The 26,587-nt window shown below is 57.1% G+C and carries 21 protein-coding genes; 10 read left to right on the forward strand and 11 right to left on the reverse strand.

The window, feature by feature from the left end:
* Positions 1 to 152: 152 nt before the first annotated feature.
* The 5 genes from ACR0AW_RS19320 to ACR0AW_RS19340 all read left to right on the forward strand — a co-directional run bounded on the left by ACR0AW_RS19320 (position 153) and on the right by ACR0AW_RS19340 (position 6,472).
* A complete protein-coding gene (locus ACR0AW_RS19320) occupies positions 153 to 1,991 on the forward strand; it encodes an ABC transporter ATP-binding protein (RefSeq protein ID WP_170734073.1) in 1,839 nt (612 codons plus the stop codon).
* Positions 1,988 to 3,820, forward strand: coding sequence for an ABC transporter ATP-binding protein (locus ACR0AW_RS19325; RefSeq protein ID WP_170734074.1), 1,833 nt, complete (start codon positions 1,988 to 1,990; stop codon positions 3,818 to 3,820). The genes ACR0AW_RS19320 and ACR0AW_RS19325 overlap by 4 nt, the downstream gene beginning before the upstream one ends.
* A gap of 39 nt (positions 3,821 to 3,859) precedes the next feature.
* Positions 3,860 to 5,083: a class I SAM-dependent RNA methyltransferase gene (locus ACR0AW_RS19330; RefSeq protein ID WP_170734075.1), complete on the forward strand. Its 1,224-nt coding sequence runs from the start codon at positions 3,860 to 3,862 to the stop codon at positions 5,081 to 5,083.
* Between the two features lie 22 nt (positions 5,084 to 5,105).
* Positions 5,106 to 5,891 carry an ion transporter gene (locus ACR0AW_RS19335; RefSeq protein WP_170515151.1) on the forward strand — a complete coding sequence of 262 codons (786 nt, stop codon included), beginning with the start codon at positions 5,106 to 5,108 and terminating at the stop codon, positions 5,889 to 5,891.
* Positions 5,892 to 5,953: 62 nt separating this feature from the next.
* The gene (locus ACR0AW_RS19340; RefSeq protein WP_170399336.1) at positions 5,954 to 6,472 is read left to right on the forward strand and encodes a L,D-transpeptidase family protein; all 519 of its coding nucleotides are present in this window, start codon (positions 5,954 to 5,956) and stop codon (positions 6,470 to 6,472) included.
* Positions 6,473 to 6,479: 7 nt separating this feature from the next.
* Here ACR0AW_RS19340 and ACR0AW_RS19345 read toward each other — a convergent pair whose 3' ends face one another.
* The 7 genes from ACR0AW_RS19345 to cysQ all read right to left on the reverse strand — a co-directional run bounded on the left by ACR0AW_RS19345 (position 6,480) and on the right by cysQ (position 14,370).
* A complete protein-coding gene (locus ACR0AW_RS19345) occupies positions 6,480 to 7,913 on the reverse strand; it encodes a sulfotransferase family protein (protein WP_170734076.1) in 1,434 nt (477 codons plus the stop codon).
* Positions 7,914 to 7,919: 6 nt separating this feature from the next.
* Positions 7,920 to 9,620, reverse strand: coding sequence for a DUF5927 domain-containing protein (locus ACR0AW_RS19350; RefSeq protein ID WP_170734077.1), 1,701 nt, complete (start codon positions 9,618 to 9,620; stop codon positions 7,920 to 7,922).
* Entirely contained in the window at positions 9,617 to 10,603 is a 987-nt protein-coding gene (locus tag ACR0AW_RS19355) for a glycosyltransferase family 2 protein (protein WP_170408823.1), read from the reverse strand. The genes ACR0AW_RS19350 and ACR0AW_RS19355 overlap by 4 nt, the downstream gene beginning before the upstream one ends.
* Positions 10,604 to 10,749: 146 nt before the next feature.
* Positions 10,750 to 11,766, reverse strand: coding sequence for a glycosyltransferase family 2 protein (locus tag ACR0AW_RS19360; protein WP_480444265.1), 1,017 nt, complete (start codon positions 11,764 to 11,766; stop codon positions 10,750 to 10,752).
* A 26-nt stretch (positions 11,767 to 11,792) separates the two neighbouring features.
* Complete coding sequence (gene galE / locus ACR0AW_RS19365) at positions 11,793 to 12,776, reverse strand: UDP-glucose 4-epimerase GalE (RefSeq protein ID WP_170734079.1); 984 nt, start codon at positions 12,774 to 12,776, stop codon at positions 11,793 to 11,795.
* Positions 12,773 to 13,573 carry a 3-deoxy-manno-octulosonate cytidylyltransferase family protein gene (locus ACR0AW_RS19370; protein WP_170408777.1) on the reverse strand — a complete coding sequence of 267 codons (801 nt, stop codon included), beginning with the start codon at positions 13,571 to 13,573 and terminating at the stop codon, positions 12,773 to 12,775. The genes galE and ACR0AW_RS19370 overlap by 4 nt, the downstream gene beginning before the upstream one ends.
* Positions 13,573 to 14,370 carry a 3'(2'),5'-bisphosphate nucleotidase CysQ gene (gene cysQ, locus ACR0AW_RS19375; protein WP_170734080.1) on the reverse strand — a complete coding sequence of 266 codons (798 nt, stop codon included), beginning with the start codon at positions 14,368 to 14,370 and terminating at the stop codon, positions 13,573 to 13,575. Before cysQ ends, ACR0AW_RS19370 begins: the two co-directional genes overlap by 1 nt.
* A 122-nt stretch (positions 14,371 to 14,492) precedes the next feature.
* Here cysQ and ACR0AW_RS19380 point away from each other — a divergent pair, with 122 nt between their 5' ends.
* Positions 14,493 to 15,320 (forward strand): ABC-2 transporter permease, encoded by an 828-nt coding sequence (locus ACR0AW_RS19380; protein ID WP_170408775.1) that lies wholly within the window; start codon positions 14,493 to 14,495, stop codon positions 15,318 to 15,320.
* 54 nt (positions 15,321 to 15,374) lie between these two features.
* Here the strand turns inward: ACR0AW_RS19380 and ACR0AW_RS19385 are convergent, their stop codons facing one another.
* A complete protein-coding gene (locus tag ACR0AW_RS19385) occupies positions 15,375 to 15,977 on the reverse strand; it encodes an alpha-ketoglutarate-dependent dioxygenase AlkB (protein ID WP_170734081.1) in 603 nt (200 codons plus the stop codon).
* 213 nt (positions 15,978 to 16,190) lie between these two features.
* Between ACR0AW_RS19385 and dnaK the strand changes: the two genes are divergently transcribed.
* From dnaK to radC, 3 genes are all read left to right on the forward strand, one after another.
* Positions 16,191 to 18,098 (forward strand): molecular chaperone DnaK, encoded by a 1,908-nt coding sequence (gene dnaK / locus ACR0AW_RS19390; protein ID WP_170399312.1) that lies wholly within the window; start codon positions 16,191 to 16,193, stop codon positions 18,096 to 18,098.
* A 74-nt stretch (positions 18,099 to 18,172) separates the two neighbouring features.
* Positions 18,173 to 19,324 carry a molecular chaperone DnaJ gene (gene dnaJ / locus ACR0AW_RS19395; protein ID WP_170399308.1) on the forward strand — a complete coding sequence of 384 codons (1,152 nt, stop codon included), beginning with the start codon at positions 18,173 to 18,175 and terminating at the stop codon, positions 19,322 to 19,324.
* Between the two features lie 158 nt (positions 19,325 to 19,482).
* Positions 19,483 to 20,238, forward strand: a complete 756-nt coding sequence (radC, locus tag ACR0AW_RS19400; protein ID WP_170399305.1) for a RadC family protein — start codon at positions 19,483 to 19,485, stop codon at positions 20,236 to 20,238.
* A gap of 3 nt (positions 20,239 to 20,241) precedes the next feature.
* On the opposite strand, the gene ACR0AW_RS19405 is transcribed toward radC, so the two are convergent.
* The 3 genes from ACR0AW_RS19405 to secA form a co-directional block, all read right to left on the reverse strand.
* Positions 20,242 to 21,798: a phosphate ABC transporter substrate-binding/OmpA family protein gene (locus ACR0AW_RS19405; RefSeq protein ID WP_170734082.1), complete on the reverse strand. Its 1,557-nt coding sequence runs from the start codon at positions 21,796 to 21,798 to the stop codon at positions 20,242 to 20,244.
* Between the two features lie 25 nt (positions 21,799 to 21,823).
* Positions 21,824 to 22,741, reverse strand: coding sequence for a hypothetical protein (locus ACR0AW_RS19410; protein WP_480439475.1), 918 nt, complete (start codon positions 22,739 to 22,741; stop codon positions 21,824 to 21,826).
* 100 nt (positions 22,742 to 22,841) lie between these two features.
* A complete protein-coding gene (gene secA / locus ACR0AW_RS19415; protein ID WP_170408769.1) occupies positions 22,842 to 25,559 on the reverse strand; it encodes a preprotein translocase subunit SecA in 2,718 nt (905 codons plus the stop codon).
* A 176-nt stretch (positions 25,560 to 25,735) separates the two neighbouring features.
* Here secA and ACR0AW_RS19420 point away from each other — a divergent pair, with 176 nt between their 5' ends.
* The gene (locus tag ACR0AW_RS19420) at positions 25,736 to 26,584 is read left to right on the forward strand and encodes a peptidylprolyl isomerase (RefSeq protein ID WP_170399297.1); all 849 of its coding nucleotides are present in this window, start codon (positions 25,736 to 25,738) and stop codon (positions 26,582 to 26,584) included.
* Positions 26,585 to 26,587 lie beyond the last annotated feature (3 nt).

Here is a 26,587-nt window from a genome sequence, read left to right on the forward strand (position 1 = left end):
CAGGGTGCGCCTGACTCATATGGAGGGAGGAATGCGAATGTATTACGGGATCTGGTTCGGCTAAAGCCCGGAACACTTTGACCCGTAGGGGTGGTGTTCTGGCGCCATCTTTCTTCGCATGACCTATTTTCTGCTCAATCGGAGCACTCTCCATGTTTCGCTACTTCGAAAATCTCATTGACCCTTTTGTTGCCTATGAACAGGTAGACAAGCCACCGACGCGGCTGTGGCCTTTCATGCTGGGTTACTCGCAGCCTTTCAAACGCGTTTTTGTATTGGCCGCGCTGATGTCCGTGGTCGTTGCGGCGGTCGAGGTCGGGCTGATCTTCTATATGGGCCGCGTTGTGGACCTGTTGGGCAGTTCTCCCGCCGAATTCTGGCGGGCGCATGGAACTGAGTTGATCGTGGTTGCCGCGCTGATCCTGTTCATTCGCCCGATCCTGCAACTTGTTGACGTGCTGTTGCTCAACAACACAATCTTGCCGAACTTTGGCACGCTGATCCGTTGGCGCGCCCATAAACATGTTCTGCGTCAATCGGTTGGCTGGTTCGAGAATGACTTTGCCGGGCGCATCGCAAACCGGGTTGTTCAGACCCCGCCCGCCGCGGGTGAGGTGGTCTTTCAAGTCTTTGACGCGATCTCGTTCTCGATCGCCTACATGATCGGTGCGGCCATTCTGCTGATGGCGGCTGATCCGCGACTGTTGCTACCATTGCTGATCTGGCTGGTGTTTTACGGTGCGCTGGTGCGCTGGACCGTTAAGCGGGTCGGCCCGGCATCTCAGGCGGCGTCGGATGCACGCTCGACCGTGACGGGCCGGGTGGTGGACAGCTATACCAACATCCACTCGATCAAGATGTTTGCCCATGACACTCAGGAACAGGACTATGCGCGCGAGGCGATTGCGGAAACCCGCCGCACTTTCCAGATCGAGATGCGGATTTTCACCATTATGGATGCCGCGCTTGTTGCGCTGAACGGTGTGCTGATCGTGGGAGTCGTCGGTTGGGCAATCCTGCTTTGGGCGCAAGGTAGCGCAACGGTGGGAGTGGTGGCCGCCGCCACGGCACTAACACTACGGTTGAATGCCATGACCGGGTGGATCATGTGGGCGCTGACCAGCTTCTTTCGCGAATTGGGTATCGTTGCCGAGGGTATGCAGACCATCGCGCAGCCCATCGATCTGTTGGACGAACCTGATGCGAAACCTTTGCGGCTTGGTAATGGCCAGATCGAAATACGCGATCTGTCTCATCACTATGGACGAGAAACCGGTGGTTTGGATCACGTCAACTTGACCATCCGGCCAGGCGAAAAGATCGGCCTGATCGGCCGCTCCGGTGCCGGAAAATCGACTCTAGTAAAGCTACTTTTGCGATTTTACGATGTCGAGAAGGGCGCGATCCTGATCGATGGCCAGGATATCTCGAAGGTTACGCAGGACAGTTTGCGCGGCCATATTGGTATGGTTCAGCAGGACAGTGCTCTGTTACACCGCTCGGTTCGGGCCAACATCCTCTATGGTCGGCCTGATGCGACCGAAGAACAGATGATTGCCGCTGCGAAACAGGCCGAAGCGCATGAGTTCATCCTCGATCTGCAAGACCCGGAGGGCCGCACTGGCTATGATGCGCATGTGGGCGAGCGGGGCGTGAAACTGTCCGGCGGTCAGCGGCAGCGTGTAACGCTGGCGCGGGTGATCCTGAAAGACGCGCCGATTTTGCTATTGGACGAGGCGACATCTGCCCTAGATTCCGAAGTCGAAGCCTCGATACAGGAAACACTCTACGGCATGATGCAAGGTAAGACCGTGATCGCCATCGCGCACCGGCTCAGCACGATTGCTCAGATGGATCGCATCCTTGTGATGGATGGCGGCCGGATCGTTGAACAAGGTGGTCATTCCGATCTGTTGGCGCAGGGAGGGCTTTACGCTCAGTTCTGGGCGCGGCAATCTGGAGGCTTCCTAAACCCGGAGGCCGCTGAATGAGGATTGCCGACCTCATCCAACCGTTCAAAGACACAGAAACGCCCCCGCCGCAAACGCTGGGGGCGTTCATCCGTTGGAGCTTGTCCGGCGCCTGGCCGATGCTGTTCGTCGCAGCAGCCTTCTCGGCGATCGCGGGTGCGATGGAGGCTGGCACCGCCTGGGTCCTGGGCCGCGTCATTGATCTGACCACCAACAGCAGTCCTGAGGCGTTTCTGACCGGCGGCAATCTCGCGATCATTTTGGGTGCTGTCGCATTCTTCATGCTTCTACGCCCCGCATTGTTCGGCCTGTCGTCGGTGGCAAACAACTACATCGTCATGCCCAACATCACGCCATTGGTTTTGGCAAAACTGAACCGCTGGACGCTGGGCCAGTCGGTGACCTATTTCGATGACGATTTTGCTGGACGCATCGCCCAAAAACAGATGCAGACATCAAACGCCATGACGCAAGTGGTGTCCGAAACAATCAGCGCTATTGTCTTCGCTATTGCCTCACTTACAGGCTCATTGCTTTTATTAGGGTCTATTCATCCGCTTGTGATGCTGCCATTTGTTGCCTGGCTTGTTGTCTATTTCTTGCTGGTCCGCTGGTATCTTCCACGCATACGCGTACGCTCTGCCGCGCGGGCGGGGGCGCGGGCGATGGTATCGGGGCAGGTGGTCGATACGATCACCAACATCAAAACCGTCAAGCTGTTTGCCCATTCCGAGTTCGAAGATCAAACCGCCCGAAATTCCATGGTCGACCTGCGTGAACGGTCGCTGGAATTCGGCAAGCTATCGGCCAGTTTCCGGTTCATCCTAATGACCCTGGCGGGGGTGCTGCCGGTCTTGTTGATCGGCGCGACACTGTGGTTGTGGCAGGCGGGCATCGCGACGGCCGGGGACATCGTGGCGGCCGGGGCCGTGGCGATACGCATCTCGCAAATGACCGGCTGGGTCAGTTTCACACTGATGGGCCTTTACGCAAATGTCGGTGAGATTGAAAACGGAATGCACACACTGACCAAGCGCGTTCGGGTCGAGGATGCTCCGAACGCATCGACACTTGTGGTCTCAGAGGGCGAGATTGCCTTTGACAGCGTCAGCTTTGCCTATGGCCGCGATATCGGTGGTGTTGCTAATCTTAATTTCACTGCCGCACCGGGTGAAAAGCTGGGCATAGTCGGGGCCTCAGGTGCGGGGAAATCCACTTTGGTTTCACTTTTGCTAAGGCTCTATGACGGGGAACATGGCGTTATTGCCATCGACGGGCAGAATGTCTCTCACGTGACTCAGGACAGCCTGCGTCAACAGATTGGGATGGTCACGCAGGAAACCGCGATGTTCAATCGTTCAGCGCGCGAGAACATCCTCTATGGTCGTCCTGACGCGACCGACGATGAGCTGATAGAGGCCGCGACCAAAGCCGAGGCGCATGAATTCATACTCGGTCTAGAAGATGCGCAAGGACGCAAGGGCTATGACGCGCATCTGGGCGAACGCGGCGTGAAGCTGAGCGGCGGGCAACGACAGCGGATCGCTCTGGCTCGCGCTATCCTGAAAGACGCACCGATATTGGTTCTGGACGAGGCGACGTCGGCGTTGGATTCCGAGGTCGAGGCAGCGATTCAGGCGGCACTGCACCGGGTGATGCAGGGCAAGACCGTGCTGGCTATTGCCCACCGCCTATCCACGCTTAGCGAGATGGATCGGATTATTGTTCTGGATCACGGTCATATCGTTGAAAGCGGCTCACATGAGGCTCTGCTGGAGCGTGGCGGGTTGTACGCCCGGTTCTGGCATCGCCAATCGGGCGGCTTCATTCAGGCCGAGGCTGCAGAATAAAGGGTTTTGTTGCGCTCAAACCCCAGTTATCAGGCCTCCATGACGCAGCAATACACAATAAGCCGCCTTGGACATCAGGGCGACGGAATCGCCGATGGTCCGATCTATGTGCCACGCACTCTGCCGGGTGAAGTGGTCAGCGGTACGTTGCTGGGTCAGTTTCTGAACGATATTCGCGTCGAAACACCCTCGGATCAGCGGGTCAAGGCACCCTGCCGTCATTACAAGGCCTGCGGCGGCTGCCAGTTGCAACATGCGACCGATAATTTTGTCGCCGAGTGGAAAATTGAGGTGGTGCGCAACGCGTTGGCCGCGCAGGGGCTCAATGCCCTGATGCGGCCCATTCACACTTCGCCTGAACGATCCCGCCGTCGGGCCACCATCGCCGTACGGCGCACCAAGAAGGGTACGTTGGCCGGGTTTCATGGTCGCGCTTCTGACACGATTACCGAAATCCCGGATTGCCATTTGCTGCACCCAACCTTGATTGCGGCCATCCCGGTGGCCGAAGCCTTGGCGTTGTTGGGTGGCAGTCGGAAAGGTGTGTTGGCCGTAACGCTGACCCTGTCCGAAGGCGGTTTGGATGTTGCGGTCAAGGGCGGCAAACCGCTGGATGGACCGTTGGAGCTGGCGCTCGCGCAAGCGACCGAGCATCACGGCCTTGCCCGGCTTAGTTGGGATGATGAGGTTATCGCCATGCGTGTACCTCCGATCCAACGCTTTGGAACCGCTGGCGTCACCCCACCGCCCGGAGCGTTTTTACAAGCCACAAAAGACGGAGAACAGGCTCTATTACAGGCTGTTTCCGACGCTACGTCGGGGGCAAAGCGGATTGTCGATCTGTTCGCCGGATGCGGGACATTCTCTCTGCCGCTGGCACAGACTGCTGAAGTTCATGCAGTCGAAGGTGAGACCGAGATGACGAAGGCCTTGGATCAGGGCTGGCGCAAGGCGCAAGGTTTGAAACAGGTCACAGTCGAGGCCCGAGACCTGTTCCGCCGCCCGCTCATGCCCGATGAACTCAAGAAATTCGACGCCGTTGTGCTTGACCCGCCGCGCGCTGGGGCCGAGGCGCAGGTGGCCGAGCTGGCGCAGGCCATGCGCCCGGTGGTTGTTTATGTCTCGTGCAACCCGATCACCTTCGCCCGTGACGCAAAAATGCTGGTTAACGCCGGATATGCCCTTGAATGGGTACAGGTGGTTGACCAATTTCGATGGTCGTCACACACCGAACTTGCCGCTCGGTTCATTTTGAACAAATAACCCTGAGATAAGGACCGCCCGCATGGTGATCGCCCAACGACTGCTGCCCATCATCGAAGCACCGGCTTTCGGGAAATTCATCACCGGTGTGATCCTGTTCAACGCGGTACTGCTGGGGATGGAGACATCGCCCACGCTGATGGACGCAGCGGGTCCACTGATCGTGACGTTGGACAAGCTGTGCCTTACCATATTCGTCATCGAAATCGTCATGAAACTGATCGCCACAGGGCGCCGGTTCTTCACCAGCGGCTGGAATGTGTTTGATTTCGTGATCGTGGGCGTCGCCCTAGTTCCCAGTGCAGGGGCGCTTTCGGTTCTGCGGGCACTGCGTATCCTCCGGGTCCTGCGCGTTATCTCGGTTGCGCCGCGCCTGCGCCGAGTGGTCGAAGGCTTCATCTCAGCCCTGCCGGGCATGGCCAGCGTGTTCCTGCTGATGGCGATCCTGTTTTACATCGGCGCTGTGATCTCAACCAAGCTTTTCTCGGGCACGTTCCCCGATTGGTTCGGTGATCTGGGTCTGTCGGCCTATACGCTGTTCCAGATCATGACGCTGGAAAGCTGGTCCATGGGCATCGTCCGCCCTGTGATGGAGGTGTATCCCTACGCCTGGCTTTTCTTTGTTCCCTTCATCATGGTGACCACCTTTGCGGTGGTGAACTTGCTGGTAGGTCTCATCGTGAACTCGATGCAGGATGCCCACCATGCCGAGGATGAGGTCAAGACCGATGCCTATCGTGATGAGGTTCTTGAAAGGCTGGAATCGATTGAACGCCGACTGACGGAACAGTCGAACAGCAAAAAGTGATTTAAGTTTCGCGAAAATCTGACATAATAATTGACAAAAAAGAGCATCAGGCAGTGAAAATAATGGATCGTCGAGCATTCGGAATGGGCGCAATGGCAACGCTGAGCCTTTCAGCATGTGCCTCAGCCAAACCCAGATTTCTTTCTTATCGCGGGCCCGAGGTGACCTCGATGGTCATCAACAAAGGTGCACGCAAGCTGTATTTGCTCCATAACGAGCAGATTTTGCGGGAGTATGATATCGATCTAGGATTTGCGCCCACCGGCACGAAAAACAAAAAAGGCGATGGCCGTACGCCCGAGGGTACCTATCTGATCGACCGCCGCAATCCGCGCAGCAGGTATCATCTATCGTTGGGTATATCGTATCCCAATTCGGAAGACTTGGCTAAAGCCAAGGCCGCAGGTGTTGATCCGGGCGGCGACATCTTCATTCACGGACAACCCAATCTGCGATCCGAGTTCAAGCGGGCGAAGAAGACCCCGGATTGGACGGCAGGTTGTATTGCGGTCAAGAATGATGAGATCGAAGAAATCTACGCAATGGTGAATGAAGGAACCGTGATTACTCTGCGTCCCTAAGCAAGGTTCAAAGCGGTTTCCAATCACCAAATCCAAATACTGTATAGTCGCGCTGATAGGCTTCTTGCGCCAGCGCTTCAAGCTGTGCGTCGTAAATCTGATCCAGTGAAAACGGCGCGTCCGGCTTGGCCTTGTTCGGGGTTGGCGCGGCTGTGTGCCCAATTTTGTAGGCAAGATCGGGCAGGGCGGTTGCCATCTCATCCTCGCGCAGGATCAGGTCGGGCATGGTGAAACCGGCCATGCCCTCTAGCGTTTGCGCTTGTCCACACCATTCCCCATCCACGCGGATCGGGGTCTGGCCCGCCAGAATACTGCGCAGCATGCCCAGAAAGGCCGCGAACGCCTCGGAATGCTGATCGCGGGTATAATTTCTGAGATCACCCTTGGCAGGCAGCGGCACCTTGTACCGTCGGCTCAGCATATTGCGAATGCTGACATATGCGCCGGGGCCTGTGTGCAGAATACGGTCGCAGAACACAGCGTGCGCGCGCGCCAGCGGATGGCGCAGCACCGTGAATTTGCGGTGACCGGGATGATCCTGCATCCATTGACGGGTCTGTTTTTGATTGCGGCCGGTGATCAGGTCGGCTTGAGACACCCCGTCTAGATCGGCAATCCACTGCACCACTTCAGCCTCGGGGCCGCCGCGCACCGGAAGGTACATCAGCGAAGTTTGCGCAGCACCCACATAGCGCGAAACAGCCGGCCCGCGGTGCGGCTCGTAACTTGGGATATGGTGTAGCTTGAAGCGGTCACGTTGCGACAGGGCCAGCTCCATATCATCCGGATTGGTCACTTTCGACCGGGCAGGCGCTGGGTTTTGACGTTTGAGATGCTGGTTCAGCTCCTTAAGACGTGCGCTGACGCCAAGCCACGCGGCAAGGCCGTTCAGAACGTCCAAATCTGTTAGATCGTCATAGTCGATGTAAAACGGTGTTTGCCCGGTGGTCTGCAGATGTTTGAGCACTGTTTGTTGAAATGCTTGCCGCTGGTCGAGCTGTTCGGCGAATTCTTCGGCATCGAAGGTGATCTGAGCCTCCCGCCGTTGCTTGATGTTCACTAACCGCCACTGCTTTGTTTCCAAGGCGATTTTCCACGATATGTAGCTATCCAGAGGGTTGCGCATCAGAATGATTTTGGCGCAGCGCGGATCATCCAGCGCCGGTGGCAGCGCCCGCGCATCGTGGTCGCTGAAAAAACGAAAGCCGTTCATCTCGCCCGGAGCCTTTCGGATGGCGTCGATCAGCGCCATCGGGTCGCGTTCACGATCTTCCAGGGTAAAGCCCAGAACGCTGTCCAGTTTTGGCAGGCCGACGAAATAGGGGTTAAACGCTTCTCCGTGACACGTGACGCCATCCAGCGTGTTCAGCTGTAATTCAAGCAGGTTCGAACCGGTCCGCATATCGGCCAGAACGATGAAATAATCGAAGCGGCGGGTCATTTTATGTTACTGCACCAAATAGGGCTTCTTGAACGATTTGGACTGTGCGCCAAACACGTCATTCACAGGGAAATCCCCCATCAGATAGGGATGCATCCCTTGGTTCTTGAGGTTTTGCAGGAACTTTCCGAACCCGGTCAGATCGACCATCGTCGGTGCCTCGGTCAGATGCGTGGGTTTGGGCGCGCCCATGTCCTCCAGAACGGTCTGCAGTTGTTCCATGGGGGATTCCACAAACTCTGCCATTGTCCATATTCGAATGCGCGTCTTTGCCCGAGCGGCATCCAGCAGCTTGAGCTGTTTGCTTTCGATCTGTTGTAGGCGGGCAGCTTCGCACCGGATATCGGCAAAATTCAGGTTCGAACGGAACAATGGAACCGCCCAGGCCCCCGAGATGACCGCAATATGTGCATTCTGGTCTTGCGTCAGGAATTCATTGATTTTCTGAATATCCGTTGGCCCGAATTGAAAGCACTGACGCTCGCCTCGTGTATTCCAGATGAGGTTCGACAGAAAGGCCGAGGGGTTATAGTCGCGTAGCGTGGCGCAATCGCTGAGCGCACCGTTGATGATCGTCTCATCTTCGGCAAATTGCGCCCGTTCGGGACCGAACAGGTGCCCATGCACCCGCCCGCCGATGGCGTTTGTCAGCCAAGGTTCGAAATCCTCGAACAACTCGGTAAAGCCTTGAAACACCGAATAGGGAAAGGCTGTCAGGCTGCGTTCCGTAGCCGCGCGGGGGAAACGGCTTTGCATATAAAGACCATCCCGTCCGCGAACGCGCCGCTCGACCGCTTTGGAAAACACCCGGTCGATCTTGCCGGGGTTGGGCTCGGCCGGGGTCAGTGCGCTGTCCTGGTCGGTCAGGAAGGTCTGATACAACCGGCTAGCGCTGTGCCAGACTTTGCGCGCCACGAAACAGTCGGACCGGCGCAGCAATTGTAGGTGATCGTCGTAGAACATGTGCGGCCGACCTTGATAGTCGAACTTCGACAGGGTCAGCGATCGGCTTTCGATATGGGTGGAATAGAGCCGTGCCAGTGTCTGAAAATAGCTTTCATCGGGAATCCAGACCTGGCGGAAATAGCGATCATATTCGGCGCGTTTTGGATCCTGAAGGATGGCCGACAAGGTTTGGCGGGTCAGACACCACCACTGGCTGCCCATATGGGGCACCAGACCGTCTGGAATTCTGCGGCGCAGACCGAGGGCGCGTTGCAACCGCACGTAGTTGTCAAACAGTTTTCGTTGCCTGCGCCATGAGAAGGGGAACCGCAGGGTGAAACGCTCCAGGTCCAGGCCGCCGATCGTCCAGCTGACGTCGCGCGTGGTGGCGCTTTCGATGAAATCGACACGGGGTCGGTCGGCCAGATAGTCGATCAGATCAGCGACCGGGCGCAGCGGCAGACACGCGCCCGAGGACAGATATACATGCCGGACGTTCGGAAACCTCTCCAACATCAGCGATGCGGCGGATTGTGATGCGGCGACAATACCCCAGCCGCCCCATTCACAAACATGGCGTTCGGAAAACAGAATAAGCGGTTCATCCGAACAAGCGGAGACAAAATCGGAATAAGCCGGATCGCCGACTTTCTGATCTACATGAATGACCACAGGACAGCCCGAGGCGGCCCAATGGCGCGCCACCTGCTCAACCCGATCCAGCGCGGTGTGCACCAGCATTACGATGCCCAAGCTGCTCATGCCCAGTTCCCCTTGGACATCAGGCCGAGGATCTCAATCTGTCGCCAGTTGATGTATTTCTCGGACCATTTGTTCCAGAAAACCGGATTATCCTCTAACTGCTTGGCATAAGCCTTGTACTCGCCCGACGCAGCATAGTGCTGTCCGCGCAGCAACTCTTCTTTAGCTTTTTCCCCAAGCGTATTGATCAGCTTTGCATGCAGCAGCGCTCCGCTGGTTTTTTCACCGCCCTGCTCTTCATAGACCTGATTGAGCCCGCGCGGCAGCAAGGCGTGGGTTGAGCTGACATAGGCGTAGCGCCGGTGCCATTTCACAAGAGGTATCTTGTTCAGGGCCGGAGCCTTCAGGGGATTGTTCTGAAAGAAAACCCGTGCGCGTGCACCGCCTTGAATCCACAGATTCCCATAGGTCGGGTTGCGGGTAATCATGAAGTTGCCTGAATCGAACCAAGGCGCGACTTCAAAGGGGTTCTGGCCCTCATGATAGGGCGCATCCATGATTCCAGTTTCGGGATACATGTCGATCAGCATGGTGCCGAAACTGCGCACACCAGTATCGTCCAGCCAGTCGGTCAGGGCGCGGATCGGGCGGGTATCGCAAAAAGGATAGATAAAGAATTCATCCGGATCGACCGTCAGAACCCAGTGCTTATGCGCATAGCGGCGCAGCAGGTAGTTGGACCAATCCAGACCAAAGGTCGCATTCTTGTAACCTACATCCGTCCACCACAGCGAAACGTCCGGCTGGCTGCTCAGGTATTCGTGGGTGCCGTCATCGCTGTTGTTGTCCACGCACAGGAAGTGATTGATGCCAAGCTTTCGATAGTAGTCTAAGAAATAGGGAAGGCGGATCTTTTCGTTCCGCATCACGCTCATCAACAAGATGTCGTTTTCTTTGATCTTGTTGGTGTTATCTTGCACCGCTTTCAGATCCCGACGCCGACGTAGGCAACGCAGCAGGCGGCGCTTGCGCCGCAATCTCATGCGATAGGAATCCAAAAGGCTCACGCGGCTGCCCAACCTTTTTTGATACGCGCGTCTGCCCGGGGCCGCCTGAGGCCTGAGTGGTGCCGGACATTAACGTTTTATGACATCTCTGCACCTTGTGAGGCAACGGGTTTAAATCCGGTTTACTTCCCCCCTGTGGCAGGAAATCCGCCCGCGTTCATGAGCCCAAGGTCTTGTAACTGTTGCCAATCACCTAGTTTGACCGAGTCAGAAGTCCAAAGATCAGGCCCGCTGATGATCCCGTCATAATAGGCGCCGAACCGATCGGGGTCGTGAAAATGTTGCCGCCTCTGTTTTTCGATCCGCGATTTGTCGACAACCTCAGGCAGGAATTTCGTATGGAGCAACACGCCCGAGGCGGTCTGCCCACCCGGACCGTCATATTCAAAATTCAAGAACCGGGGCAGCGCGGAATGGCACGAATTCACATAGGCCGTATGTCGTGACCACCGGGTCAGAGGGATCTTGTTCAGCGTCGGTGATTTTTGGGGCTGATCTGCAAAAAACACCCGCTCGCGTACGCCTCCCTGAACCCAAAGGTTGCCCATCGGCCTTTGGCGCTGGGCACGATAGGGGCCGGGGTCAAACCAGTTCAGGCAATCGGTTGGATCGGAATGCGGATCATAACTTTGCTTGCCCAGCCGACCTTTGGGATAGAGGTCCAGCATCATCGCCCCAAACGTGGTTTGACCGCGCGCGTCCAGCCATGCAGCTAAATCGCGCATCGTATGGGTGTTGTGATGGGCGTAGATCAGCAACTCATCGGCGTCGACCATCAACGTCCAGTGGTCGTGCCCAAATTTCCACTGCAGCCAAGTCAGCCAATCCAACCCGAACCGAGACGCGCGATAGCTTGCCGTAGTCCGCCACAGCGACACATCCGGCTGTTCAAGCAAATACGGGACTGAGCCGTCATCGCTGCCATTATCCACCATCAGAAAATGATCAATGCCCAGCGTGCGATAATGGTGAAAGAACCACGGCAGGCGGGTGATCTCATTCCGCAGCGTGGTAAAGGCCAGAATGGCGCCGGGTGTGATCTTTTGCGTGTTGTCAGTCAACGACTTCAGTTGATGGCGGCTGCGAAAGGATCGCCACAACAGCCGCTTGCGTTTCAGGCGCAGCTTGTAGCGCTGCACCCAGCTTAGCGGCTGATCCTCAAGCCTCACTTGGTGTAGCCGCCATTCTGATGCCAACGCCAGGCATCCGTGATCATCGTCTCTAACGTTGATCTTTTTGGTGTCCAGCCCAGCTCTTCCTTGGCTCGGACCGAGCCTGAAACTAGACGCGTGCAATCCCCGGCCCGGCGCGGGCCGATGCTATACGGCACCGCACGGTTGGTGACGGCTTTGGAATGCTCGATGACTTCCATCACCGAAAACCCCGACCCGGTGCCCAGATTGAACACGCGGCTTTCTTTGCCCTGTTCTAGCCACTTCAGCCCCAGTACATGTGCATCGACCAGATCACAGACGTGTACATAATCGCGGATGCAGGTGCCGTCGGGTGTGTCGTAATCGGTGCCGAATACAGTCAAGCCACCCCGCTTGCCATCGATGGCGTCCAGCATCAGCGGCACCAGATGGGTTTCTGGTTGGTGAAACTCTCCAACTTCGGCATCCGGGTCGGCCCCGGCCACGTTGAAATAGCGGAAGATCACGTGCTTCAGGCCATATGCGGCTTGGAAATCACGTAAGATGTCCTCGATCGCTCGTTTCGAGGCACCATAGGCATTCAATGGCTGCTGCTGAGTGCTCTCGTCCAGCACAACGTTGTCATGTTCGCCATAGGTGGCGCAGGTCGACGAGAACACAAAGTTCAAACATCCCGCATCCACAGCCGCCTGTATCAGTGTCAGCGAACCGGTGACATTGTTCGACCAATATTTTCCGGGCTCAACCATCGCTTCGCCGACCTGACTGAGGGCGGCGAAATGTATCACGGCGGCGGGTTGGTTTTTGGCGAACACTTCGTCCAGCCGGGCGCGGTCCAGCAGGTCGCCCTGCTCGAAAGGGCCGAATTTCACCGCGTCCTGCCATCCGGTGACAAGATTGTCATAGGTTACGGGCGTATACCCCGCCCTTGCCAGTGCCTTGCAGGCATGAGAGCCGATATAACCTGCACCACCTGTAACCAGAATATTTGTCATTCAAGCCCCATAGCGGCCATCATTTCTTCGATCTTGGCCACGTCCTGCGGGTTGTTCAGCTCCCAGAACTGACGACCTTTGGCTTCAACTTCGACACACAGAACCTTGCGGCCGTTTTCCATGAAGCGCAGCTGTTCCAACCCTTCCAGTGTCTCCAGCGGACCGCTAGTCCAGCCCGGATAAGCAGTCAGAGCGTCAGGCCGATAGGCATAAACTCCGACGTGGTGGAATACCGGTGTCGGGTCACTGCTGGCATAGGTCTCGGCTGTGAAAGGGATCACTTCTTTCGAGAAGTAAAGCGCGCTGTGGTCATTGCCGAACACCGCTGTAGTGCCCCCGACCCGGCCTTGCTTGCGATCGTTCAGTAATCCGTTCAGTGCGTCCCCGTCACAGCGCAGCACGGGGGTGGCCACACCCGCATCTGGCGCGTTGCGCAGACCCGAGATCAGGTCTTCAACAAACCAATGCGGGGTCAAAGGCGCATCCCCTTGCAGGTTGACGACGATGTCATAACCGCCACCCAGAGCCGAGTGCGCCTCGGCGCAGCGTTCGGTACCGTTGCGGCAGGTGTCTGAAGTCATCACCACCTCGGCACCAAATCCCTCTGAGACTTCGCGGATACGGTCATCGTCGGTTGCCACAACCACGCGATCTACGCCTGACACGGAAATCGCAGCGCGCCAGGATCGTTCGATCAGAGTCATGCTGGTTCCGTTTGCCCCGGTCAGCGGAACCAGAGGTTTGCCTGGATAGCGGGTCGAAGCGTAGCGCGCGGGAATGGCAATCAATACTGACATCAGGCTTCCTTCAGCTCAACGCCTGGAGCATAGGCGATGAAAAATGGATTGGCATAGCCGTCTTTGCCATAGGTCAGCGGCGAATGGTCGTCAAAGCGCACCACATGTCCGCCCGCACCGGCCAGAACCGCGTGGCCCGCAGCGGTGTCCCACTCCATGGTGCGGCCAACACGGGGGTAGAGGTCGGCCTCTCCCGTCGCCACCAGACAGAACTTCAGCGACGACCCGGCACTTTTGCTGTCGCGCACCTGATATTTGTTGATGTAATCCTCGGTCGCCTGATCCCGATGCGACTTGGATGCAACGATCATCAGCGCCGAATTGTCTGGTTTAGAGACTGATATTGGCGTCAACACACCCGGCTGATCTTTGTCCAGTGCGCCGGTTTCCTCGACAGCTTGCCCATCGGCTTGCGTATAGAACATCCGCCCCCGCGCCGGTGCGTAAACCACACCGCGCGTCGGCACGCCGTTCTCGACCAGAGCAATATTTACCGTAAAATCGCCCCGCCGGTTGACGAACTCTTTGGTGCCGTCCAAAGGATCAACGATCAGAAAGGTTTCACCCTTTTCGGAATGCGAAGCTGCCTGTTCCTCGGTCACCAGCAGGATATCTGGAAAAGTCTCGCGCAATCCGGCCGAGATCAAAGCATCCGCCGCCTCGTCCGCCTCGGTTACCGGGCTTGAGTCTGACTTGACCTTGACGTCGAAATCATCCGCTTCATAGATCTGCATGATCTTGTCGCCTGCCTGCAAGGCCAGCCGCCGGATGACGGGAATAAGCGCGTCATAGGTCACAAAAAAGCTCCGTTCCTGTGGTTTGTTGATCAGGGCATCTCACGGACTTATGATGCGATGGATACGGAACAGCAAGAATTTCGTGCCAATTTGCGGCTGACACAGCAGGAAAGAGTATTCGAGTGTTTCACTACAAGCGAAATCAGTCGTTGCTGGGCGGGGTTTTCACCACCGCCGAGCTTATATTCCATGCGGTGGTCCGCAATATCCGCTCGCAGCATTCAAATGCGGTGATCGCAATCCTGATAAACATTGTTCAGGTCGTTCTTCTGGTGACGGCGTTTTATATACTTATGACGCTAATTGGTCGAATGACCGGCATGGCCAAAATCCGGGGCGAGATGGTGTTGTTCCTGCTCTCCGGAGTTTTTCTGTTCCTGACGCATATCAAGTCTGTCGCTGCTATCGCCGGGGTTGGATCCGGCAACAATCCGATGACACTGCATTCGCCGATGACCATGATGGTGATGTTGTCAGCATCTGCCTTCGGTATTCTGTACACGCAGCTTGTCTCGATCCTGGTCATCCTGTTCGTCTACAGCGTAGCCGTCTCGCCCCTTGTAATTCAGGAGCCCGGCGGTGCTTTTGGGATGCTTTTGCTGGCATGGTTTGTAGGATGCTCAGTCGGTCTTGTGTTTCTGGCGCTAAAGCCCTGGTTTCCAAATACGGTAAGCATCCTGACAAGTATGTACCGTCGTCTGAACATGATATTTTCTGGCAAGATGTTCGTCGGCAACGCATTGGGTGGGTTCATGCTGACTATGTTTGCGTGGAACCCGCTGTTTCACATCATAGATCAATGCCGTGGTTTTGTGTTCCGAAACTACTTTCCCCGCAACTCCAGTTGGGAATACGCGCTTTGGGTCGGGATAATCCTGACGATGATCGGCCTGCTGGGCGAGTTCTATACCCGTAAGCAGGTCTCGAAAAGCTGGGATGCGCGACGCTGATCTTGGCGGTGCACACTTTATCCTGAAAAGCTGATCCCGAATTTGGATTGTGTTTCACGTTGCGACTCTCAAAGTCAGGTTGATGCGTCCGCCCTTTGGCAAAAGTTTGGATGATCCAAACCGGATGCGATCAACCCCGTGATAGGTCAAGCGTGCCGGGCCGCCCATGATCACCACATCGCCCGAGCTCAGCCAGATCGACTCGGTCTTGCCGCCCCGTGTTGTATTGCCGATGCGGAATAGCGCGTCATCGCCCAATGAAATCGACAGCACGGGCCACGAGAAATCGGCCTCATCCTTGTCCTGATGCAGGCCCATCTTGGTGCCTTCACCGTAATAGTTGATCAGACAGCAATCGGGCCGGCGATCCGCGCCCGTCAGGTCCTGCCAGATGGTCAAAATCTCATCTGGAATCGCGGGCCATGTCATGCCCTTTGGGTGCGTGTCCTGATACCGATAGCCCGCCCGGTCAGTGACCCATCCCAGCGCCCCGGCCGAGGTCATGCGCACTGACATTTCCTTGCCCGAAGGTGTCACGGGCCGATAAAGCGGTGCCACTTTCAGAATCGGCCTAAGCAGGTCAACTAGATGCGACTGCGCCGCCGCATCCAAATAGCCTTTCCGTATATCAAATCCGCGCAATAACAGCCGCGCCATTCCAGAATCCCCAAACCTTGCCAAAACCTTGCCAAAAAAGGCCACAGATTCCCGAAAACCTGCGTTTCTGAACGCTTGCAGGCCCCTGTTCTCGCCCTTATATACGCCTCGACGCGCGATGGTGTAGTGCTGTCGCGCACATCAATCGGGGGCAGGATGCCGCAACGGGTCCAACCCTCGGGACATCGCCTTGAATGGAAAGGGATTGAAAATATGGGAAAAGTAATCGGGATTGACCTCGGTACCACCAACTCGTGTGTGGCCATCATGGACGGCTCGCAGCCGAAGGTCATCGAAAACGCCGAAGGGGCGCGGACCACGCCCTCGATCGTCGCTTTTACAGAAGATGAGCGTCTGGTCGGTCAGCCTGCAAAACGTCAGGCGGTCACCAACCCCGACAACACGATCTTTGGCGTCAAGCGTCTGATCGGTCGTCGTGTGGATGATGCAGAAGTCGAAAAAGACAAGAAAATGGTGCCCTACGCCATCGTTGATGGCGGCAATGGCGACGCCTGGGTTGAAGCCCGCGGTGAAAAGTACTCCCCAAGCCAGATCTCGGCCTTCACTCTGGGCAAGATGAAGGAAACCGCAGAAAGCTATCTGGGTGAGGAAGTCACGCAAGCAGTCATCACCGTTCCGGCATACTTCAACGATGCTCAGCGTCAGGCCACCAAAGACGCCGGTAAAATTGCCGGTCTGGAAGTGCTGCGGATCATCAACGAGCCGACAGCGGCTGCTCTGGCCTATGGTCTGGACAAGGAAGAAACTCAAACCATCGCGGTTTATGACCTTGGTGGTGGTACTTTCGACGTAACCATTCTGGAAATCGACGACGGTCTGTTCGAAGTCAAATCGACCAACGGTGACACCTTCCTGGGTGGTGAAGACTTTGACATGCGCATCGTCAACTACTTGGCGGATGAGTTCAAAAAGGAACACGGTGTCGATCTGTCTGCCGACAAGATGGCCCTGCAGCGTCTGAAAGAAGCTGCTGAAAAAGCCAAGATCGAGCTGTCCTCGACCTCGCAGACCGAGATTAACCAGCCGTTCATCTCGATGGGCTCGAACGGTCAACCGCTGCACATGGTCATGAAACTGACCCGTGCCAAGCTGGAATCGCTGGTTGGCGACCTGATTAAGAAGTCGATGAAGCCTTGCCAGGCTGCCCTGAAAGACGCGGGCCTGTCGGCTGGCGACGTGGATGAGGTTGTTCTGGTCGGTGGTATGACTCGCATGCCGAAAGTGATCGAAGAGGTCACCAAGTTCTTCGGTAAGGAGCCGCACAAGGGTGTGAACCCGGACGAAGTTGTTGCTATGGGTGCCGCCATTCAGGCCGGTGTTCTGCAGGGCGACGTCAAAGACGTGGTTCTGCTGGACGTGACCCCGCTCAGCTTGGGCATCGAGACGCTGGGTGGCGTATTCACCCGTCTGATCGACCGCAACACGACCATTCCGACGAAAAAGTCCCAGGTCTTCTCGACCGCCGAGGACAACCAGAACGCCGTGACCATCCGCTGTTTCCAGGGTGAGCGCGAAATGGCTGCGGACAACAAGATCCTGGGTCAGTTCAATCTGGAAGAGATCCCGCCCGCACCGCGCGGCATGCCTCAGATCGAGGTGACTTTTGACATCGACGCCAACGGCATTGTCTCGGTTTCGGCCAAGGACAAAGGCACTGGCAAAGAGCAGAAGATCACCATTCAGGCCTCGGGCGGTCTGTCGGACGAAGATATCGACAAGATGGTCAAGGATGCCGAGGAAAACGCCGAGGCGGACAAGGCGCGCAAAGAGCTGGTCGAAGCCAAGAACCAGGCCGAAAGCCTTGTCCACGCGACCGAGAAATCGATCGAGGAACATGGCGACAAGGTCGACCCGTCGACCGTCGAAGCGATCGAGCTGGCCGTTGCTGCGCTCAAGGATGAGCTGGAAACGGACAATGCCGACAAGATCAAGTCGGGCATCCAGAACGTGACCGAAGCGGCCATGAAACTGGGTGAGGCGATCTATAAGGCACAGGCGGAAGAGGGCGAAGATGAGCCCGCAGCCGCAGATGCCGCGCCGGGTGACGATGACATTGTCGACGCCGAGTTCGAAGATCTGGACGACGATAAGCGTAATTAACGGGTAACCGGGCCAATTTGGGCCGGTCCGGTTGCCGGGCCGGCCCGATTACGTTGAGGCAGAAGGAAATACTGATGTCCAAACGCGACTATTACGAAGTGCTCGGCGTGTCCAAGGGCGCTTCTGCGGATGAGATCAAAAAAGGCTTTCGCTCGAAAGCCAAACAGCTGCATCCCGATCGCAACAAGGACAACCCCGATGCCGAAGCGCAGTTCAAAGAGGCCAACGAGGCTTACGATGTTCTGCGCGATGCTGACAAGAAAGCCGCTTATGACCGCTTTGGTCACGCCGCGTTTGAAAACGGCATGGGCGGTGGCGGCGGCCGTCCCGGTGGCGGCTTCGGTCAGGGCGATTTCTCCAGCGCGTTCTCTGACGTGTTCGACGACCTGTTCGGCGACTTCATGGGTGGCCAGCGTGGGGCAGGCGGGGGCCGTCGCGCCGCACGCGGTTCAGACCTGCGCTATAACCTGCGGGTCACGTTGGAAGAGGCTTATGCAGGCCTGCAGAAAACCATAAACGTTCCTACGGCTGTGGCCTGTTCCTCTTGCGAGGGAACTGGTGCCGAAGGTGGTGTTGAACCTACCGCATGTCCGACTTGTTCCGGCATGGGCAAGGTTCGCGCGCAACAGGGCTTTTTCACGGTTGAGCGCACCTGCCCGACCTGCTCTGGTTTGGGTCAGATCATTAAGAACCCTTGTAAGTCGTGCCAAGGTGCGGGGCGCGTTGAAAAAGATCGCGCATTGTCCGTGAACATCCCTGCCGGTGTCGAGACCGGCACCCGGATTCGTCTGGCTGGTGAGGGTGAGGCCGGAATGCGTGGTGGTCCTCCCGGTGACCTCTATATTTTTGTCGAAGTTTCCGAGCACAAGCTGTTCGAACGTGACAGCGTGAACCTCTATTGCCGTGTGCCAGTCAGCATGGCCAAGGCAGCACTTGGCGGTTCGATCGAGGTGCCGACCATCGACGGTGGTCGCGGTCGTGTTCAGATTCCTGCCGGCAGCCAGTCGGGCCGCCAGATGCGCCTGCGTAGCAAAGGCATGCCCGCCCTGCGCGGCGGAGGCATCGGGGATATGTTCATCGAACTTGCCGTGGAAACTCCGGTCAATCTGACCAGTCGTCAGAAAGAACTTCTGCGTGAGTTTGACGATTTGGGTGAAGATAACCACCCGGAATCTAAAAGCTTTTTCTCTTCTGTAAAGTCCTTCTGGGATGGCATGAAGGGTTAAACGGTTAAGCAAGGGGGCTCTGCCCCCATCACCCTTTGGGCGACCCCCCCGAGATATTTATGGCCAGATGAAACAGGGGATCCGTGTGTTGCCGATCCGGCGGGCAGGGATAAGGCGCGTTAACTTTTCGGAAACCGATTCTGCGTCAGAGTGGTGTTATGACCCAAGACGCCTTTGCCGAAGCCCCCATGCTGTTCGATACGGATGAAGCACCGGCGCAGCCGCTGCCCGTTGGTCGGTTACCCTCCTACATCAAAGACCATCGCAAGCGGCTGCGCGAAAGGTTCATGTCTGGCGGATCAGCAGCGATGCCGGATTATGAACTGCTGGAACTTGCTCTGTTCCGATCCATCCCGCGTCAGGATGTGAAACCGCTGGCTCGGGCACTGATGGAAGAGTTTGGTGATTTCAATCGTGTGTTGACTGCACCCGAGGAACGGCTGCGTCAGATCAAAGGCGTTGGGGACACGGTGATTACCGATCTGAAAATCCTTGAGGCCTGTGCCCATCGCATGGCGCGTGCCCGGGTGATGCAACGGCATGTGATCTCGGGATGGGATGCGCTTCTGGACTATTGTCACACCACGATGGCGCACCGCGAGATCGAGCAGTTTCGTGTGTTTTATCTAGATCGCAAGAATGTGCTGATTGCGGATGAAGAGCAGGCCAAAGGCACGGTGGATCATGTGCCGGTCTATCCGCGAGAGGTCGCGAAGCGGGCGTTGGAACTCAATGCCTCGGCTCTGATCCTGGTCCACAATCATCCATCCGGTGATCCGACGCCGTCGCAGTCGGATATCGATATGACCAACCGGATTCAGGATGCGTGTTCCGCCCTTGGGCTGACTTTGCATGATCACCTGATCATCGGGAAATCGGCCGAACTGAGTTTCCGCTCGCAAGGCTATTTGTAAGGGTTATCGGATCCAAACTTCGACCCGACGATTCACCTTACGGCCCCATTCGGTGTCGTCGCAGGCCATCGGCATGGCCTCGCCAAAGCCCTCGACACTGATTTCGATGCTGTCGGGGAGGCTGGTTTCGACCGATGCCAGCACTGCGTTTCGGACGGTTTTGGCTCGCTGCAGGGCAATACGTGAATTGGCGACCGCCGCGCCCTCGCCGTCACTAAACCCAACAAAGATCAATTGACGCGCCTCCAACGTTCCGCTTTCCAAAGCTTGCGCAAGGTTCAAGATGTTTGACCGGGACTGAGCATCGGGCCGCGAAGACCCCGGTTCGAACCGAAAGGACAAAGATAGCCGCGAAAGTGGACGGAGAGTTTCGATCATGCGCTGCAACTCTTCCAACCCGACCTCAGCTCCACCGGTGCTGATCGCATTGGCCAGCCGATCGCCTTGCAGCCCAACCTGGATTGTTTCAAGGGATTGATCGACAAATCCGGCTTGCCGGATGACCATCTGTGCGGCGCTGCTTTGGGTATAGGCCAAAAACTGTCGCGCGACTTTGGGCAATCGTCTTTGTGGCAAATAGAAAAACATGGGTGAGGTCAGCGGATAATCTTCAGTCTTGACCGACTGCCGCGTTGCCGGCAAGGCATGTCCGCATCCACCGGTCAGAGGCAGGGCGCGTGCAGCCCCGGCTTCGGCAAGGCTGGCGATGCCGATCGCGAATGGGTCGTTCGAGACTGCGCGCACCAAATCGCTGTTGCGGGTATGGCGTATGATCTTTGTGGTCATTGGTGCGTTCGTCGGCGACAACAGCAAATCCTCGACCGCCTGATCCAGCCCGGAACCGACCTGTGGCAGATGCAGAGAGATCGGCGCATCAGGCCCACCGAGATCGCCCCAATTTGCGACCTCGGCGGTGAAAACCTTCACCAGATCAGCAAGCGATATCTGGCGCACGGGATTGTCAGCCGACACGATTGGCACGATTGCATCCAGAGCCAAGACGCGCGACCGACGGGTTTGCGTCAGATCTCCGAGCCCAGCGGCTTTGGTCAACTCCAGTTCGTCTGATCGAATTTCCCGCTGCGCCAACACGACATCTGCGTTGTTCTCAACCAGATCGATAAAGCCGTCAGCCGTATCCGTTGCACGAAATATGAACCTCGCCAAAGGCGCCTGCCGATCAGGCTGATTCAGGGCGTAGACCCGCAGGTCTCCGGTGCCCTCGGGCTGTGACAGGGTTAACCCTTCCTCGATGGCAAAGCCCTGTGCAAGCGCGGGCAGCAGTGCCTCGGCGATTACTGATGAGCCAGAGAAACGAACTTCGGCCACAAAATCCGTCAGGTTGGGGCAAGCTGGGCCGTCGCAGGTGACCCCCGATCCATCGACCGTCAGCTCTCCGAATTGCGTATCGACACGGTAGAATTCACCGTCGTAACCAAGAAGGGTGCCGACCACTTCTACCTTGCCGTCATGCGAGGTCAAAGTGATGTCCTGCGCGAATACGCTTTGTGCCAAGGATAAGGCAAAAAGCGCGGCGAACGCCGCACGAAGAATGTTCATTGGAAACCGTAGATCTGCCTGCTGCTTATTTGGCAGCGATTGTCAGGTCTGAGAACAGATTATTCAACACCAGAAAATCGCCAGCTGCCTCACAACCGGGCATATCCAGCGACAGGTCGCGTGAGCGTAGCCGTTCCGCGCGCCATTCCAATGATTGCACGTTTAGGGGCTTGCCGCAATTTGCTTCAGTGACCTCAGTTTCAACCGACAGTGTGATACTTCCGGCCTCGGTTGCGGTCTCGATGGGGTATGAATAAACCTCGATGTTGCGCGCGACGTCCGAACCGCCCTGACCCAGATGGATCACCGAGCCCGCGCCGCCGGTCTGGGACCCTGACCACACGTGGCCTTCTTCCCCGTAACCTGCGCCGAATTCCAGCGCATGAAGCTGCAGATCGGTTTCGCCCTGCCACTGCAAGGCAACCCGGTTGAAGCTGTTGATCTCGGGCACATGCGTCGTCGCAACAGTGCCTTTCTCATCCGGCAGCGAGATCAGGAAAATAGCGTATTCTGACAGCGCCGGGATGGTCAGGTTCAAGCCGCCAAGCGCATCGGTCTCGGTGCTGAAAACCAGCCCGTTGTGATGAACCTCGATGGTCTCATTGGCGTGGCAGGGGGCCTTGACCCGCAGCCGTACGTTGGCGCCGGGCACAGCCATGGCGCGCGCGCTCATATCGCAATTCGAAGGCAAACGGCTGGTTTCTGGCGCTGAGCGTATGGATTGAGATAGATCCTTGGGACGCGTTTCTGTCGGGGAAGAAGAGGTCAGGACAACGCTTTCCAGTCCGGTCAGGTCCGAGTCCTGTTCCGAGATCGAAGCGACGCGTTCACCGCTCGGCTCAGCATTGGGTTGCTGCGCCGATCCGCTTTGCATCAAATATCCAATGGCCAGAGCGCAGGCAACGGTTCCGCCCGTGGTCACGTAGTTCTTAATGACAAACAAGACACCCTCCCCAGTTGAAGGAGCGAGTCGCAATTTGCTTCCCAATCAAGGCCAATATGTGGCCGTGAGGCGGACTCATTGTGGTGGAAAGCGGGTGACGTTAAGTCAACCTGCCGTGGCAATGTTTGAATTTTTTCCCCGAGCCACAGGGGCAAGGATCATTGCGTGACGGGTTACCCCAAGTCGAAGGATCATCCTCAACAAAACCCGGACGACTGTCACCAGACGCTTCAGCTTCGGCGATCGCCTCAGCATTCCCGGCAGCTTGATCCACAGCTTTCTGCGCCTGTGCCTGTTGCGCCGCCATCTGCGCGAGCATTTCCTTCTGTTCTTCTTCGCTCAGCGGGCGCACGCGCGACAATTGCTGAGTGACGGTTTCGCGCAAGGAATCAAGCATCCCTTCGAACAGCTGGAAGCTTTCGTTCTTGTACTCGTTCAGCGGATCGCGCTGTGCATAGCCACGGAAACCCACGACCGAGCGCAGATGCTCCAGCGTCAAAAGATGTTCGCGCCATTTGCCATCGATAGTCTGCAGCAGAACCTGCTTTTCGATGTTGCGCATGTTTTCCGGGCCAAAGGCCACGGCCTTCTGCGCCATCATCTCATCGGCGGCCTTGATCAGACGTTCGCGGATTTGCTCGTCATCCACGCCTTCCTCGGCGGCCCAGTCCTGAACCGGCGCATCGATGGTTAGCTTGTCTTTGACCGCTTCGTGCAGACCTTCTGTATCCCATTGATCTGCATATGATTTTGGCGGCATGAATTCGTCGATCATATCGTCGATCACCTGCTCACGCATATCGGACACGACATCCGACAGATCATCCGCTGACATGATTTCACGCCGCTGGCTGAACACGACTTTCCGCTGATCGTTCATCACGTCGTCGAATTTCAGAACGTTTTTGCGCATGTCAAAGTTGCGACCTTCGACTTTGGATTGCGCCCGTTCCAGCGATTTGTTCACCCAGGGGTGAATGATTGCCTCGCCCTCTTTCATGCCCAGCGTGGTCAGGACCTTGTCCAAACGTTCCGAACCGAAGATGCGCATCAGGTCATCTTCCAGGCTCAGGTAGAACACGGTGCGGCCCGGGTCACCTTGGCGTCCCGAACGCCCGCGCAGCTGGTTGTCGATCCGGCGGCTTTCATGACGTTCGGACGCCATTACGTAAAGACCACCGGCCTGCAGCACCTTTTCCTTTTCTTCCGCGTGCTTGGCTTCTTCTGCCGCACGCAACTCGGCCGGGTCAGCCTCGGGGTTTTCGGCCAGCGCCTGCAGCACCTTCATCTCGACATTGCCGCCCAGCTGAATATCGGTGCCGCGGCCCGCCATGTTGGTGGCGATGGTCACCGCACCCAGACGGCCTGCATCGGCCACGATCTGGGCTTCCTGTTCGTGCTGACGGGCGTTCAGCACATTGTGCTCGATACCCTCCTTAGTCAGCATCTGGCTGATCACTTCGGACTTTTCGATCGACGTGGTGCCGACAAGAACCGGCTGACCTTTTTCACCGGCCTTTTTGACCTGTTCAATAATGGCACCGTATTTTTCGGCTGTCGTGCGATAGACCTGGTCGTCTTTGTCCTCACGCGCGATTGGCTTGTTGGTCGGAACCTCGACCACACCCAGACCATAGATTTCCTGAAATTCTTCCGCCTCGGTCAGCGCAGTGCCGGTCATGCCGGACAGCTTGTCATAGAGGCGGAAATAGTTCTGGAATGTCACGCTGGCCAGCGTCACATTCTCGGGCTGAATCTGTACGCCTTCCTTGGCTTCGATGGCTTGGTGCAGACCCTCCGACAAGCGGCGGCCCGGCATCATCCGACCGGTGAATTCGTCGATTAGCACCACATTGCCATCCCGAACGATATAGTCCTTGTCACGTTGGAACAGTTTATGCGCGCGCAGGCCCTGATTGACGTGATGCACTACAGTGGTGCTTTCGGGGTCGTACAGCGAATGCCCCTCGGGCAGCAGACCCGCTGAAAGCAATTGCTGCTCCAAAAACTCGTTGCCTTCATCGGTGAACGTCACGCTGCGGCTTTTTTCATCGAGCGAGTAATGATCGTCCTGCAGCGTCGGGATCACGGTATCGATGGCAGTATAAAGGTCCGATCGGTCTTGTGCCGGCCCCGAGATGATCAGCGGCGTCCGCGCCTCATCAATCAGGATCGAGTCGACTTCGTCGACGATCGCGAAATTGTGGTGCTTCTGATAGACCTGTTCCAGATCGGCCTTCATGTTGTCGCGCAGATAGTCAAAGCCCAACTCATTATTTGTGGCATAGGTGATGTCACACTTGTACGCCGCCATCTTCTCGGCATCCGGTTGGCCCGACCAGATCACACCGGTCGTCATGCCAACGGACGCAAACACCTTGCCCATCCATTCCGAGTCGCGCTTGGCCAGGTATTCGTTCACCGTGACCACATGCACGCCCTTGCCGGTCAGTGCATTCAGATAGGCGGGGAAGGTGGCGACCAGGGTTTTGCCTTCACCCGTTTTCATTTCCGAGATATTGCCCTGGTGCAGGAACAAACCACCCATCAACTGCACATCAAAGGCCCGAAGACCCAGGGCGCGCTTGGCCCCTTCGCGGACATTGGCAAATGCTTCCGGCAGCAAGTCATCCAGCTTTTCACCGTCCAGCGCTCGTTTGCGCAGCTCAGCGGTTTTCTCGATCAGGCCATCGTCGGTCAGGATCTCGAACTCCGGCTCCAGCGCATTGATCTTTTCGACCAGCGGGCGGGCCGCCTTGATCTTGCGGTCGTTCGGTGTTCCGAACACCTTTTTGGCGAGCGTTCCGAGTCCCAGCATGTTCACTCCAGCGGATCTGTTTTTTTCTTGGTTGCGACAGGCTTGCCCACCTTGCGCGCAGCCCCTAGATACGGGGGGTGAAAGGCGGCCCTGTCCAAGGCTTCAAAGCGATGTAAGGGGCAGGTTCCACAGTGTCAACGCTGCGCCCTGTCGCGGCAAAGAAATAGGATAATTCCATGCCCAAAGGCCTCACTTTTCTGCCATCGCTTGCGCTTGCTGCCGTGATGGCGTTGCCGCTGGCCGCCCAGGACGCACCGGATGCCAACACCGTGGTTGCCCGCGTGAACGGCGACGAGATCACATTGGGTCACGTCATCGCCACCGCCTCGGCGCTGCCGGCGCAGTATCAGCAGCTTGAAGATGAGGTGCTATATGATTTCATCCTCGAGCAACTGGTCCAGCAGCACCTGCTGAGCCTTGAACAGGAAGAGCTGAATACACTAAACGCCCTTCGACTGGAAAACGAAACCCGGTCCCTGCGCGCCGTACAAACCGTCGAAGCGCTGACAGCCGCCAGTGTCACTGATGAGGCCATACAGGCCGCCTATGACACGCAATTCGCCGAGTTTCAGGGCGAAGACGAGTTCAATGCCAGCCACATTCTGGTCGAATCCGAGGACGAAGCCAAAGCTGTCAAAGCCCAACTTGAAGAAGGCGCAGATTTCGCTGAGCTAGCGAAAGAAAAATCCACAGGACCCTCTGGCCCCAATGGCGGTGCGCTGGGCTGGTTCGGCAAAGGCCAGATGGTGCCCGAGTTTGAAGGTGCCGTGCTTGGCCTTGAAAAGGGTCAGGTCTCGGATCCGGTGCAAACCCAGTTTGGTTGGCACGTGGTCACGCTGAACGACAAGCGCAAGACCGAGGCCCCCGAATTGGCGGTCGTGCGCGATGAATTGGCTCAGACCATTCGGCAAGAAGCAATTCAGGCCAAGATTGACGAGTTGACGCAGCAAGCGCAGATCGAGCGTCCCGCGCTCGAGGGCGCCGGCCCCGAGGTCATGCGCCAGCTGGAGCTGCTGCAGGAGTAACCC

The organism is Ruegeria sp. C5 (assembly GCF_056537605.1).

Coding starts and splice junctions, on each gene's coding strand:
- ACR0AW_RS19320 (WP_170734073.1), top strand. CDS start 153: ATGTTTCGCTACTTCGAAAATCTCATTGACCCTTTTGTTGCCTATGAA.
- ACR0AW_RS19325 (WP_170734074.1), top strand. CDS start 1,988: ATGAGGATTGCCGACCTCATCCAACCGTTCAAAGACACAGAAACGCCC.
- ACR0AW_RS19330 (WP_170734075.1), top strand. CDS start 3,860: ATGACGCAGCAATACACAATAAGCCGCCTTGGACATCAGGGCGACGGA.
- ACR0AW_RS19335 (WP_170515151.1), top strand. CDS start 5,106: ATGGTGATCGCCCAACGACTGCTGCCCATCATCGAAGCACCGGCTTTC.
- ACR0AW_RS19340 (WP_170399336.1), top strand. CDS start 5,954: ATGGATCGTCGAGCATTCGGAATGGGCGCAATGGCAACGCTGAGCCTT.
- ACR0AW_RS19345 (WP_170734076.1), bottom strand. CDS start 7,913: ATGACCCGCCGCTTCGATTATTTCATCGTTCTGGCCGATATGCGGACC.
- ACR0AW_RS19350 (WP_170734077.1), bottom strand. CDS start 9,620: ATGAGCAGCTTGGGCATCGTAATGCTGGTGCACACCGCGCTGGATCGG.
- ACR0AW_RS19355 (WP_170408823.1), bottom strand. CDS start 10,603: ATGAGATTGCGGCGCAAGCGCCGCCTGCTGCGTTGCCTACGTCGGCGT.
- galE (WP_170734079.1), bottom strand. CDS start 12,776: ATGACAAATATTCTGGTTACAGGTGGTGCAGGTTATATCGGCTCTCAT.
- ACR0AW_RS19370 (WP_170408777.1), bottom strand. CDS start 13,573: ATGTCAGTATTGATTGCCATTCCCGCGCGCTACGCTTCGACCCGCTAT.
- ACR0AW_RS19385 (WP_170734081.1), bottom strand. CDS start 15,977: ATGGCGCGGCTGTTATTGCGCGGATTTGATATACGGAAAGGCTATTTG.
- dnaK (WP_170399312.1), top strand. CDS start 16,191: ATGGGAAAAGTAATCGGGATTGACCTCGGTACCACCAACTCGTGTGTG.
- dnaJ (WP_170399308.1), top strand. CDS start 18,173: ATGTCCAAACGCGACTATTACGAAGTGCTCGGCGTGTCCAAGGGCGCT.
- radC (WP_170399305.1), top strand. CDS start 19,483: ATGACCCAAGACGCCTTTGCCGAAGCCCCCATGCTGTTCGATACGGAT.
- ACR0AW_RS19405 (WP_170734082.1), bottom strand. CDS start 21,798: ATGAACATTCTTCGTGCGGCGTTCGCCGCGCTTTTTGCCTTATCCTTG.
- secA (WP_170408769.1), bottom strand. CDS start 25,559: ATGCTGGGACTCGGAACGCTCGCCAAAAAGGTGTTCGGAACACCGAAC.
- ACR0AW_RS19420 (WP_170399297.1), top strand. CDS start 25,736: ATGCCCAAAGGCCTCACTTTTCTGCCATCGCTTGCGCTTGCTGCCGTG.